Origin of the sequence: Acinetobacter calcoaceticus ANC 3811 (assembly GCF_000399665.1) — a bacterium.
Classification (GTDB): domain Bacteria; phylum Pseudomonadota; class Gammaproteobacteria; order Pseudomonadales; family Moraxellaceae; genus Acinetobacter; species Acinetobacter calcoaceticus_B.
In genome coordinates, this window is record NZ_KB976986.1 from 172,093 (window position 1) to 184,288 (window position 12,196).

The following is a 12,196-nucleotide window of genomic DNA, read 5'->3' on the forward strand; positions in this document are numbered from 1 at the left end:
TTTTTATGATGCGCAATGAAGTCCTCCACGGATATATGATTCATCACCGTAAGTATCGTGAAAAAAGTCATATTGTGCATCTTTTTACTCAGGAGTATGGGCGAGTCGATGGTATTTTAAGACAGACTCCGCCCCCTCAGTATCAGCCTATCCGCTTGCAAGCCACGGGTAAAAGTGAACTAAAAAACTTTACAAAGCTTGAAATTTTAAATCAGCCTGTTTTCTTTTTTGGTGATGCTTTTTTTGCCGGATTTTATTTAAATGAAGTTGTTCTTAGACTTTGTCCGTTAGAAGAGGCAATGCCACAAACATTTGAGCAATATCAGTTAACGTTACTTCAATTACAACAATTATCTTCCCATGAAAACCCTGACCTTTTTCTTAGGCAGATTTTGCGCCAGTTCGAACATGTTTTACTTCCTGAACTTGGATACGCGATTGATTTCTCAGTCGATACCCAGCAACAGCCGATTCAGGCTCATCAGTTTTATCAATTTCAAGTGACAGAAGGCTTTGCTCCTGTTGTACAGGCGGGACGTTCTTCTTTGTCAGGGAAAGCAATTTTGTCTATGTTGGATTATGAGCAAGGGCAGGATTTTTCTCTCGAACAATTGCAATTATTAGGTAAACTATACCGTCAAATGATTACATCGCTTTTAGGGGATCGTTCCCTAAAAAGTCGACAATTGTGGATTCAAAACACTCAAACTCAATCGTAATTAGGATTTATTTATGGCTGCATTGCTTGGTGTAAACATAGACCATGTTGCTACTTTAAGACAGGCGCGCGGTACTACTTATCCCGACCCTGTAGAAGCTGCTCTCATTTGTGAACAAGCTGGTGCAGAAGGGATTACCTTGCATTTGCGTGAAGACCGCAGACATATTCAAGATGATGACGTACGCCGCATGCGTCCATTACTAAAAACACGCATGAATCTTGAGTTGGCTGTTACTGATGAAATGGTTGAGTTTGCAAAAGAAATTCAGCCACAGCATGTATGCTTTGTTCCTGAAAGACGCCAAGAAGTAACAACTGAAGGTGGTTTAGATGTAGTAGGTAACTTTGAAAAAGTTAAAGCTGCAACTCAGACTTTAGCTGCTATTGGTTGCGACGTATCATTATTTATTGATGCCGATTTAGCTCAAATTGATGCAGCAGTTGCATGTGGCGCACCTACGATTGAGTTGCACACAGGTGCATATGCAGATGCTGCAACAGAGCAAGATCAACAGGCTGAGTTGGCACGTATTATCAAAGGTGTTGAATACGCAGCTTCAAAAGGTTTGGTTGTAAATGCTGGTCATGGTCTTAACCTTAAAAATATTGCTCCAATTGCTGCTATTTCACAAATTCACGAGTTAAATATTGGACACTCAATTATTGCTGATAGCATTTTTGTAGGTCTGGTCCAAGCGGTTAAAGATATGAAAGCAGCAATTCAGGTGGCAGGTTAATTGGTTATGTCGAGTATCAATTACGATGAATTAATGCAACCTGTCTTGGCTTTTTTAGGATGTCAAACGCCAAAAGCATGGTTAGATGAGGCAATCAATAATTTAGATATCTTGATGCAAGATCATGCTAATTGTGAAAAAAAAGCAGCTAGTACAGCAATGAACTTAATGTTCCGTTATAGCTTTTTCCCTGATTTGCAAGTAAAGCTTGCACAACTGGTACGGGAAGAAATGCTCCATTATGAACAAGTGCTTGAGCTTATGGCCAAGCGTGGTCAGAAATGGGATGGATTAAGTGCGGGGCGCTATGCTGGTGGGTTGCGTAAAGAAATTCGTACTTATGAACCTGAAGCTTTAATTGATGTACTTGTAGTAGGTGCTTTTGTTGAGGCTCGCTCATGTGAACGTTTTCATGCACTTGCTCCACGTGTAGATGATGAGTTAGGACGCTATTATCGTTATTTGCTTAAGTCAGAGTCTCGTCATTTTGAAGACTATTTGGCACTTGCACTTGATGTTGCAAAAACTGCAAAAATGAAAAATCCTAAAGAGGATATTCAGCAGCGCATTGAGCATATTCGTGAGGTTGAAAAGAATCTGATTTTAACGCCTGATGATACCTTCCGTTTTCACAGCGGCGTGCCTGCATAATATTAGAAGTTTTAAATAAAAGTTTATCTTTCGAGATAAACTTTTTTATTTTAACTCTATAATTTTAAATTAATTTTTATAAGCAGTTAGCATGAAATTGCAGTTTTTATTACCGCATAATCTTGATAAAATCACATTTATATATTTTTAGTTTCATAAACTCTATTCTCTCTAATTAATTTTAAAAAATTCTTTTATTTTTTAAAGTAATCACGAATATTGTATAAATATACAGATACGTTTGTTCATAATCGGTTCAACCAAATTAGTCGAATATTTCAAGGATATAAGAATGTTAGCATTAGTTACAGGCGCCTCTGCGGGTTTTGGTTATAGTATTTCAAAAAAACTGATTGAGTTGGGTTACAAAGTTATTGGCTGTGGAAGACGGGCAGAAAAGCTAAAAGAATTACAACAAGAGCTTGGTGAAAAGTTCTATCCCTTAGTATTTGACATGACAGATACCGTAGAAAATATAAATAAAGCCTTAGTTGATTTACCAGCTGAATTTCAAATTAGTCAAATTGATTTATTGGTGAATAATGCTGGTCTAGCATTAGGCCTAGAGTCAGCAGATAAATCAGATTTAGATGATTGGTACACTATGATTGATACCAATGTTAAGGGGCTTATTACTGTTACCCGACTAATTTTACCGAATATGGTAAATAAAAAGTCTGGCTTAATTATCAATATGGGGTCAATTGCAGGTACATATCCATATCCGGGTGGTAACGTTTATGGTGCAACTAAAGCATTCGTGGAGCAATTTAGTTTAAATCTGCGAGCTGATTTGTCTGGTACAGGCATTCGAGTAACTAATATTGAGCCGGGGCTTTGCGGGGGGACAGAATTTTCTTTAGTGCGTTTTAAAGGTGATCAGGAGAAAGTGAACAATCTGTATGATAAAAAGAACCCAATTTTGCCTGAAGATATTGCAAATACGGTAGCTTGGGTTGCTTCACAACCTCCGCACATTAATATTAACCGTATTGAAATGATGCCGACCACCCAGTCTTTTAATCCTTTAAAAGTAGTTGAAATGGAATAATGATTTAAGAAGGGAATATATTCTTTAAACTTAGATTAGATCATTAAATCAAGTAGGTCGTTTAAGAATGAAAATTAAATCCTCTATGGGTTGATAGGGGATTTTTTATAGATATTGATAAATTTAAGCCAAAAAAAAGCCCGCTTTAATGCTGCGGGCTTTTTAGTATTTGGCTCTCCCACCTGGGCTCGAACCAGGGACCTGCGGATTAACAGTCCGTCGCTCTACCGACTGAGCTATGGGAGAATCTGCATGCGATTATAAGGAGATTTTGAGAAGGGTCAAGTGTAAATTGTCATGTTGACTACATTTTTGTGCTGTATGGCTTTTATTTGATCAGTTGGGCGGTGAGCTAAGAAATTACTTGCGCTTTAAAAGTTCAATTGCTAGATTCAAAACAGAATAAGCGTTTGAAGAAATTCAAACAGTGTGGATTTAAACCAACTTGCCAGCACTAAAATGGCTAAATCGGAGATAAGTATGAAAACACTTACTGTTGCGTCTATTTTTTCTAATTTTGATTTTTATCAACATCATTATCTCAATATTTTAAGTCAACCAGAATCCTATTACACACTTGTAGAAAGTGCTTGGACTAATGCTTATCCTTTTAAAAAGCAAAATTTGTACTTAGGTGATTTATTGCAGCTTTGGTTTAGTTCCAAATGGAATGTGCATGGTTCACTTAAAATTTTAAAAAGCTCGAAAGTATTAAACCCTTCTAAAGCTTTATATCTTTTTCAGTTAGAAGGGGAGTTGTTATTAGGCAAAAACAAAGTTTTAGCTTGGTCTACCGAGCATCAAGAAATTATAGAGTTTCAACTTAAAAATATTTGGGCACCCTATGTGATTGCACAAACTTGTGAACGTCCAGATCATTCAGATTCTCCAATAAAAAAGGCAGCGGTCTAAGGCTGCCTTTAATGATTATGGACGAATAATCATGCAGGTTGCTGTAGCATAGGCATACAGTTTACCTTCCTCATCAATAATCTTTCCTTCAGAAATACCTAAATTTTTACTTAAGTTAATGACTTTGCCTATCGCAATTAAAGGATGATTCTTTGGAATAGGGCGGCACATTTTTACGTTAAGATCGATTGTGCCGTATCCTACACCTGCTGGTAACATCGTATGTATTGCACAGCCAGTTACAGAGTCTAAAACTGTAGCAGCAAAGCCACCATGTACGCCACCGAGTGGATTTAGATGGTTATGATCTGCTTGAGCTTTAAAAGTAACTGATCCTTCTGAAATTTCACTAGGTTGCATAGGTATAGTTTTAGTAATACTTGCTGCTGGAATATGGCCTTCTATCATGGCTTGTAAAAATTCAAGACCAGTCATTTCCATCGGATTTTTCATTTTTTAAGTCCTTTAATTCTTTAAGTTCTAAAATGGAACTTGATGTTAAATTAGGCGTTAAAATGTATATTGTCAAGTACAAGAAATATAGACCACTTTATAGTTTATAAACTTGTAAATTTTGGTTGAGCAGAATATTTTATAACTCTAAAAATATAAACTTAGTGTGGAAGATAATAATGAACGGTCAGTGTTTATGTGGTGAAACAACTTTTGAAGTTGAATTAAAAAATCATGATGTACATGCTTGCCATTGTTCGATGTGTCGTAGACAAACCAGTGGTGTCATTATGACAGTTGATGTAGTCAAAGGTAGTTTAAAGTTTATTCAGCAAAAGCATCTCAGCATATTTAACTCTTCTGAATGGGGTGAAAGAGGTTTTTGTAATGTTTGTGGAACAACAATTTTTTGGAGAACTAAAGATCATAGTCATTGCAATATCAATGCATTTTCTTTAAATGAACCAGTAGAAGACTTGACATTGGATATGGAAATTTTTATTGATTCAAAACCCGATTTTTATAATTTTCAAAATGATACAAAGAAATTGACTGAGGCTCAGGTAGCTGCATTATTTAATCCACAATAATTTTAATTATAAAAAAGGACCTCAATTTTGAGGCCCTTTTAATTTTTACAGATTATTTCGCAGCTTTTTCAGCTTCAATTGAAGCGATAGCAGCATCTACACCTTCAATTGAGTCAGCAGCTTTTTTGATACGTGCTAACGCATCAACGAGTACTTCGTCAGCAGTGGCATATGAAATACGCATAAAACCGCCTAAACCAAATGCGTCACCAGGTACTACTGCTACACCAGTTTCTTCAAGTAACCATTCAGAGAATTCTGTGCAAGATTTTAAGCCTTTTGCACGAATAAGAGGGCGAATGTTTGCATAAGCATAGAAAGCGCCATCAGCAGGTAAGCAAGAGATACCTTTGATGTCATTTAAGCCGTTTACAACTAAGTCATGACGACGTTTGAACGCTTCAATCATTGGCTCTAAAACGTCTTGTGGACCATTCAATGCAGCTTCAGCAGCAACTTGCGAAATAGAAGTTGGGTTAGAAGTTGACTGTGATTGGATCTTTTTCATTGCACCAATGATTTTTGCTGGACCGGCTGCATAGCCAATACGCCAACCAGTCATCGCATATGCTTTAGAAACACCATTTAAAACAATCGTACGATCATATAAATCTGGAGCAACAGTTGCGATGTTGTAGAACTCATCTTCCCAACGAATTGGTTCATACATATCGTCAGATGCAACAAATACTTGTGGGTGACGACGTAATACTTCAGCTAAAGCTTCTAATTCAGCTTTGCTATAAATCATACCTGTTGGGTTAGATGGGCTGTTTAATACAACTAAACGAGTGTTAGGTGTAATAGCCGCTTCTAATTGTTCAGGAGTGATTTTGAAACGTTGGTCTTCACCACATTTCACAATGACTGGAGTACCTTCAGCAATAATGACCATATCTGGATAGCTTACCCAGAAAGGTGCTGGAATGATAACTTCATCGCCTTTGTTTAATAGAGCAAGTGCCAAGTTAAAGAAGCTTTGCTTACCACCACATGAAACCAAAATCTGATTCGCTTGATAATCAAGATTATTATCGCGCTTAAATTTAGCAATAATTGCTTTTTTTAACCCAGGAGTACCATCTACAGCCGTATATTTGGTGAAACCATTATTAATCGCTTCAATTGCAGCATCTTTGATGTGTTGAGGGGTATCAAAGTCTGGTTCGCCAGCACCTAAACCAATCACATTCTTGCCAGCAGCTTTAAGTTCAGCAGCTTTGTTGGTTACAGCAAGTGTAGGGGACGGTTTGATAGCATTGACACGATCAGAAAGACGTACGTCCACGGCAATATTCCTCTTATGGGATTAAAAAATAAAAAGCATACTATCTTATCGCAAAAATTAAGCAATTTGCGGATGTGGCTATTTTTAGATGTAAAAAAGTTTGATTTAAGAAAGATATTGTTGCAGTTTTATTCAATTGAAGCTTTTTTGAAAAGAAATGACAAAAATCATTTATAATAAGCCGCAATCGAAATTTCGAGAATGAATCATGACTGAGCAGCAGCCAAAACAGAAAAAGGCTTTGGTGAAATTGCCATTCCCAATGCCGAATGATAGCAATGAAGCCGACGATGCGGTACACAACCAAGTGCGTCCGAAACCAGAGCAATACGCAGATAAAACATGGATGCCTCCACGTGGCACTCGTCGTTCTATGGGAAAACGTTAAGCTCAAAAACAGGCAATATGCCTGTTTTTTTATTGATTAAATAAAATTTCCTGATAGTAATTTTTTTTCTTTTGATACATGTGATGGTCAGCTCGCTTTAACATGTCCTCAATTTGTTCATTTGCTTGAGTTGTCGCATGTCCAATTGCAATGCTAATGGGGTGGCTTGAATAATATTGATTGTCGATATTAAAAAGCTCCTGAATGGTTTGAAGCATAATAAGAACATTCGCCTCATCTGCCCCCGGCATTAAAATCACGAATTCATCGCCACCTATTCTAGAAGCCGTATAGGGCGTATTTAAAATGGCCTGAGTTAAAATATTTCCAACGCGACGCAATAAACCATCCCCAATATCGTGACCAAACTGATCATTTGTTTCTTTTAATCCATTCATATCTAAGAAAACTGAAGAAACAGGTCGAATAATGCTTCGGTTTAAACGGTTAAGTTCTTCTGTAAAAAAAGCACGGTTATATAGTTTGGTCAGCACATCGTGTTGCCCCAAATATTCAAGATAGTTTTCCGCTTTTTTTCGCGCGGTAATATCTGTAAGTGCAACCTGTACCAGTCCCCAAGTCTCTTCGTATCCGGGAAAAACGGTAAATTGAAGCAAGACATTTCTCATTTGACCATCTAAAGCGTAGTTAATGGCTTCACGTTTATGATGAATATTACCTTGCCATAATTCGATGAGTTGCTCCCGAAATGTTTCAATCATTTCTTCAGCAAAAATTTTATGGGTATTTCTGAGAAGGGTAGACTTATCAGGAGCCTTAAATAAATCAAGAGTTGCCTGATTAACATCTAAAATTAGAATATCTTCTACACACTGACGGACAAATTCAGGATGAACATCTAGAAAAGTTCTAAAATCTTCAATACCTAATAATCTGAGTTGATCAATTCTATTTTTTATACGGCTGAAATCTTCCACCCACAGAGACGTAGGTGAATAGATAAACATCGACTCAGCCAAGCGACGATTTTTTTCTTCTTCACGAAGCGCATTTTGATAAGGCGTAATGTCTTCAGTGGTAATTAATACACGCTCAAAGGTAGATTCAGAACCGGGTAAAATTGAGCCTCTTAACTGAACATCAATACGTTTGCCCGATAAAGTGTAATTTACAGTCGTACTTGAAAAATGGGTTTTACCATTCCATAGTTCTTCAAGTTCATGAATATGTGATTCGAACATTTCTTTTTTAAAAATAAGATTTAAACTCGAATATAGCTCTTCGTGAGTTTTTGCTTCAAAAAGTTCTAATGTTTTTTGATTCACACGAACAATTTTAATTTTATGGGCACATTCAATAATTAAATTTTTATTTTGGCTTAAAAATTCATGGAGGTTTTCAATACCTTGATTTCTCCATAAATCAAATTGTTGTTTAACTTCACTGAAATCCTCAATCCACATTGGAATTGGGCTAAGGTCAAAAATTGAAGAATCTAAAGTTTCCATATGTTTCTTTAAGTATTCAGTTTGCCTTAAAGTATAATGAGAAAAATTAAGATTTGGGAATATAAAGAACTTAAATTTATTAGAATAATTAAAAATAAGAAAATTAAATGTAAGTAAAAATAGAATAATGAGAAAGCAGATATTATCTGCTTAGCTCATAAACTTATAAGAAAACTTAACGATTAATAGGGTGATCAATATTCTTTTCACCACGCCATAGCTTGATAAAGTCTTGCTCGTCAAAATCGTAAAGTTCCATGAGTGCAACGACTGCGCTCACAAAAATCATGGCACCCTCAGAGTTTCCATGCAGGTCAAAAATTTTACCATTGAGCTTACCTAAAATATCACTAAGCTCATGATCACGGCCTCGGCCATAACGATCCCGAGGGTATAGCTCTTCATTTAAAACAATAAGAGCAATCGCTTTTTCGGCAGCCGATAAATCTGTTTTATCTAAAGCTTCTTCAAAAGATTCACTTCCATGATTGAAGTAAAAAATTACGTCATCATTAATGAAACTTTTTACCATTTTTTGAGTTAATGTTGGAAATTGTGAAACTGCATTATCTTCAACATAGGGTTTAAACGATTCTGGAAAGATAACGTTGTGATCAATATCTTTAAAGAGTGGTGCTATTTCAGAAACTTTATATCCTGCAATGCCACAACCTAAAGCAGTGACAAAATATTTCATTTTAGGATGATTTTTTGCATATATTTTAAAATCTTCAACATAATGCTCAATTTGTGAAAGCGGCATTTGTTGGATATGTTCATTTAAAGTTGGAATTGCAAAGCTTTGACCAGCCCAGCCGCGACCTACACCTTCAACTGCACCAAAGTGTTGACTGGCAACGCGTGCTGCGCCGCTGCCGTGCTGTCCAGCAAGGTTACTACCAAATACAAAAACTGTATCTTCTGGAAGTTCGGTTACAATACTTTCATCATGATATTGATAGGTCATGGTTATGCTTTTTATTTAATGGATAGCTTCATGTTGCAACTGATTATGGTATTGGTCAAGTGTTAAGATGCTTAATCTTTTACATTGAATTTCCAACTCAATTTGCACTTTAAATTAAGATAAAAATCCCCATTAAAGGGGAGACGTTAAATTCAATTTTTTCATAAAGAGAGATAACTTTGAACGAAAATCAACCTTTCGAATTGGTCACTCATTATCAGCCAGCAGGTGATCAGCCACAGGCAATTGAAAAGCTGGTCAATGGTATCGAACATGGTTTTCGTAATCAGTTATTGCTAGGGGTAACAGGCTCAGGTAAGACCTATACCATGGCAAATGTGATCGCTCAAACACAGCGCCCTACAATTGTGATGGCCCATAACAAAACTTTGGCTGCCCAACTTTATGGTGAGTTTAAATCTTTCTTTCCTAATAATGCGGTTGAATATTTTGTAAGTTATTACGATTACTACCAACCAGAGGCTTACGTTCCATCTTCGGATACGTTTATTGAAAAAGATTCTGCTATTAATGACCACATTGACCAGATGCGATTATCTGCAACACGGGCTTTATTAGAACGTCGTGATGCAATTATTGTGGCATCGGTGTCTGCAATTTATGGTTTGGGTGATCCGAATGCTTATATGCAAATGTTACTGCATGTGGTTGAGGGTGACCGAGTAAGCCGTGATGAAATCATCCGCCGATTGGTTGAAATGCAATACACGCGTAATGAACTTGAATTCTTACGTGGTACATATCGAATTCGCGGCGAAATTATTGACATTTTCCCAGCAGAATCAGATCAACATGCCATTCGTATTGAACTATTTGATGATGAGGTCGACTCAATCCGTTGGTTTGACCCACTAACAGGCAAAATGGTTCGTAAAGTTTCTCGGGTAACGATCTATCCGAAAAGCCACTATGTGACACCAAAAGATCATTTGACTCGTGCCATCGATACAATTAAAGATGAGTTACAAGATCAGCTCAAATTCTTCCGTGAACATGACAAATTGCTCGAAGCACAGCGTATTGAGCAACGAACGCGCTATGATCTGGAAATGATGCAACAGTTGGGTTATACCAATGGTATCGAAAACTACTCACGTCATTTGTCTGGACGTCCATCTGGTGAAGCTCCGCCGACTTTGTTTGACTATATTCCAGAAGATGCTTTGCTGATTATTGATGAATCACACGTTACGGTTCCGCAAATTGGAGCAATGTATAAAGGTGACCGGTCACGTAAAGAAAACTTAGTAAACTACGGATTCCGTTTGCCAAGTGCGCTTGATAATCGCCCTATGAAATTTGAAGAGTGGGAGCGTATTGTACCGACCACTATTTTTGTAAGTGCAACACCTGCTAAATATGAATTAGAAAAGTCAGATCAAATTGTTGAACAGGTTGTACGTCCAACAGGTCTCATCGACCCTGAAATTGAGATTCGTCCTGTCTTAACCCAAGTAGATGATGTTCTTTCTGAAATCAATATTCGTAAAAACTTGAATGAAAGGGTATTAATTACCACTTTAACGAAGCGTATGGCAGAAGACCTGACTTCATATTTAAAAGAATATGGCGTTAAGGTGGCTTATCTGCACTCAGATATTGATACGGTTGAACGTGTCAAAATTATTCATGAATTACGTACGGGTGTATTTGATGTTTTAGTCGGTATTAACCTGCTACGTGAAGGTTTGGATATGCCAGAAGTTTCTTTGGTTGCTATTTTAGATGCAGATAAAGAAGGCTTTTTACGTTCGGAACGTTCACTTATTCAGACAATTGGTCGTGCTGCACGTAACGTAAAAGGTAAAGCAATTTTATATGCTGACCGAATTACCGATTCTATGCAAAGAGCAATAGATGAAACTGATCGCCGTAGAGCCAAGCAAATTGAATTTAATGAGTTGCATGGTATTACGCCACGTAGTGCGGTTCGTCAGGTTGTTAAAGAAATTGATTCGGGTGAAGTACTTTCAGACGACGAGATTGATGAAAAAGTGCTTGAACAAGCTCAAGCATTGAGTGCCGACGAAAGACATATTCTTTCGGACCCTAAATTGTTCAGTAAACATATTACTAAGCTTGAAAAAGACATGTTAAAGGCCTCGAAAGATTTACAGTTCGAGCAAGCTGCGCAGATACGTGATCAAATTCTTCGATTAAAAGCGCAGATGTTGCAATAAACGAATACATAACGCTACATAATGTGTTTAAAAAACAAGCTACTGTAGATGTTTGAGTTCTTTTGTATTCACAACTAATCGTTGAGGGCAACAATGGCATTTCGAAATAATGTTCCGCAAGCCAGTTGGCGTTTGGCTAAAATTGCGTTGGGCGGTGTCGTTTTGGCTGGTTTAGCTGTTGGAACCTATGTCTATGCTCAGCCGAAACCCTTGCAAACTGTTTATAAAGTTGAACTGGACCGATATTTAGGTGTCTGGTATGAAGTCGCCCGTAAGCCAGCATTTTTCCAAAAAAAATGTGCTTACAACGTATCTGCAACTTACACCTTAAATGAAAATGGGAATGTGGTTGTAGATAATCGCTGCTATGACAGTAGAAAACAATTACAACAATCTATTGGTGAAGCCTTTGTGGTAAATCCGCCATATAACACGAAATTGAAGGTGAGTTTCTTACCTGAAGCTGTGAGATGGATTCCCGTTATTCGTGGGGATTACTGGATTTTAAAAATAGATGAAGACTATCAAACTGTTTTAGTGGGAGAGCCTTCTCGTAAATATCTTTGGGTATTATCAAGAACACCTCATCCTGAACAAGAAGTGGTTGACGAATATCTAAATTATGCAAAAACATTAGGTTTTGATATTCGCGATGTTATCCGTACAGAACATAAAGAATAACTGTCGAAGTGTGATTAATAAAAAACCATGTTTTTACATGGTTTTTTCTTTTTTATAGTGGATAAATCAAGTATTGTGGTGAGCTGT

12 protein-coding genes, 1 tRNA gene and 2 pseudogenes are annotated in these 12,196 nt (G+C 37.1%); 10 read left to right on the forward strand and 5 right to left on the reverse strand.

Annotated features, from left to right (window positions below; translation table 11 throughout):
• Positions 1-5: 5 nt before the first annotated feature.
• From recO to F935_RS02080, 4 genes are all read left to right on the forward strand, one after another.
• The gene (gene recO, locus F935_RS02065) at positions 6-719 is read left to right on the forward strand and encodes a DNA repair protein RecO (protein ID WP_016137381.1); all 714 of its coding nucleotides are present in this window, start codon (positions 6-8) and stop codon (positions 717-719) included.
• Positions 720-732: 13 nt separating this feature from the next.
• Complete coding sequence (gene pdxJ / locus F935_RS02070) at positions 733-1,458, forward strand: pyridoxine 5'-phosphate synthase (protein ID WP_016137382.1); 726 nt, start codon at positions 733-735, stop codon at positions 1,456-1,458.
• 6 nt (positions 1,459-1,464) lie between these two features.
• Entirely contained in the window at positions 1,465-2,109 is a 645-nt protein-coding gene (locus F935_RS02075; protein WP_013197099.1) for a MiaE family protein, read from the forward strand.
• Positions 2,110-2,401: 292 nt separating this feature from the next.
• Entirely contained in the window at positions 2,402-3,160 is a 759-nt protein-coding gene (locus F935_RS02080) for an SDR family oxidoreductase (protein ID WP_016137383.1), read from the forward strand.
• A 170-nt stretch (positions 3,161-3,330) separates the two neighbouring features.
• Here the strand turns inward: F935_RS02080 and F935_RS02085 are convergent.
• A tRNA-Asn gene (locus F935_RS02085) sits at positions 3,331-3,406 on the reverse strand.
• A 58-nt stretch (positions 3,407-3,464) separates the two neighbouring features.
• Between F935_RS02085 and F935_RS18155 the strand changes: the two are divergent.
• A pseudogene (locus F935_RS18155) lies at positions 3,465-3,566 on the forward strand (hypothetical protein); the annotation flags it as partial.
• 74 nt (positions 3,567-3,640) lie between these two features.
• Positions 3,641-4,072 carry a hypothetical protein gene (locus F935_RS02090; protein ID WP_016137384.1) on the forward strand — a complete coding sequence of 144 codons (432 nt, stop codon included), beginning with the start codon at positions 3,641-3,643 and terminating at the stop codon, positions 4,070-4,072.
• A 15-nt stretch (positions 4,073-4,087) separates the two neighbouring features.
• Here F935_RS02090 and F935_RS02095 read toward each other — a convergent pair whose 3' ends face one another.
• Positions 4,088-4,525, reverse strand: coding sequence for a PaaI family thioesterase (locus F935_RS02095; RefSeq protein WP_016137385.1), 438 nt, complete (start codon positions 4,523-4,525; stop codon positions 4,088-4,090).
• A 179-nt stretch (positions 4,526-4,704) separates the two neighbouring features.
• On the opposite strand from F935_RS02095, the gene F935_RS02100 reads away from it, so the two are divergent.
• Complete coding sequence (locus tag F935_RS02100; protein WP_016137386.1) at positions 4,705-5,115, forward strand: GFA family protein; 411 nt, start codon at positions 4,705-4,707, stop codon at positions 5,113-5,115.
• Between the two features lie 52 nt (positions 5,116-5,167).
• Here the strand turns inward: F935_RS02100 and F935_RS02105 are convergent, their stop codons facing one another.
• The gene (locus tag F935_RS02105; RefSeq protein WP_004790755.1) at positions 5,168-6,403 is read right to left on the reverse strand and encodes a pyridoxal phosphate-dependent aminotransferase; all 1,236 of its coding nucleotides are present in this window, start codon (positions 6,401-6,403) and stop codon (positions 5,168-5,170) included.
• A 208-nt stretch (positions 6,404-6,611) separates the two neighbouring features.
• On the opposite strand from F935_RS02105, the gene F935_RS02110 reads away from it, so the two are divergent.
• Positions 6,612-6,791 carry a hypothetical protein gene (locus tag F935_RS02110; protein ID WP_003650328.1) on the forward strand — a complete coding sequence of 60 codons (180 nt, stop codon included), beginning with the start codon at positions 6,612-6,614 and terminating at the stop codon, positions 6,789-6,791.
• Between the two features lie 32 nt (positions 6,792-6,823).
• Here the strand turns inward: F935_RS02110 and F935_RS02115 are convergent.
• Positions 6,824-8,260, reverse strand: a pseudogene (locus F935_RS02115) (diguanylate cyclase domain-containing protein); the annotation flags it as partial.
• A gap of 175 nt (positions 8,261-8,435) precedes the next feature.
• A complete protein-coding gene (locus tag F935_RS02120; RefSeq protein WP_016137388.1) occupies positions 8,436-9,227 on the reverse strand; it encodes an A1S_2505 family phage non-structural protein in 792 nt (263 codons plus the stop codon).
• Between the two features lie 179 nt (positions 9,228-9,406).
• Here F935_RS02120 and uvrB point away from each other — a divergent pair, with 179 nt between their 5' ends.
• Both uvrB and F935_RS02130 read left to right on the forward strand, forming a co-directional pair.
• Positions 9,407-11,428, forward strand: coding sequence for an excinuclease ABC subunit UvrB (gene uvrB / locus F935_RS02125; RefSeq protein WP_016137389.1), 2,022 nt, complete (start codon positions 9,407-9,409; stop codon positions 11,426-11,428).
• Between the two features lie 93 nt (positions 11,429-11,521).
• Complete coding sequence (locus F935_RS02130; protein WP_016137390.1) at positions 11,522-12,109, forward strand: lipocalin family protein; 588 nt, start codon at positions 11,522-11,524, stop codon at positions 12,107-12,109.
• Positions 12,110-12,196: the final 87 nt, after the last annotated feature.

Coding starts and splice junctions, on each gene's coding strand:
- recO (WP_016137381.1), top strand. CDS start 6: ATGATGCGCAATGAAGTCCTCCACGGATATATGATTCATCACCGTAAG.
- F935_RS02080 (WP_016137383.1), top strand. CDS start 2,402: ATGTTAGCATTAGTTACAGGCGCCTCTGCGGGTTTTGGTTATAGTATT.
- F935_RS02090 (WP_016137384.1), top strand. CDS start 3,641: ATGAAAACACTTACTGTTGCGTCTATTTTTTCTAATTTTGATTTTTAT.
- F935_RS02075 (WP_013197099.1), top strand. CDS start 1,465: ATGTCGAGTATCAATTACGATGAATTAATGCAACCTGTCTTGGCTTTT.
- F935_RS02110 (WP_003650328.1), top strand. CDS start 6,612: ATGACTGAGCAGCAGCCAAAACAGAAAAAGGCTTTGGTGAAATTGCCA.
- F935_RS02100 (WP_016137386.1), top strand. CDS start 4,705: ATGAACGGTCAGTGTTTATGTGGTGAAACAACTTTTGAAGTTGAATTA.
- pdxJ (WP_016137382.1), top strand. CDS start 733: ATGGCTGCATTGCTTGGTGTAAACATAGACCATGTTGCTACTTTAAGA.
- F935_RS02130 (WP_016137390.1), top strand. CDS start 11,522: ATGGCATTTCGAAATAATGTTCCGCAAGCCAGTTGGCGTTTGGCTAAA.
- F935_RS02095 (WP_016137385.1), bottom strand. CDS start 4,525: ATGAAAAATCCGATGGAAATGACTGGTCTTGAATTTTTACAAGCCATG.
- F935_RS02120 (WP_016137388.1), bottom strand. CDS start 9,227: ATGACCTATCAATATCATGATGAAAGTATTGTAACCGAACTTCCAGAA.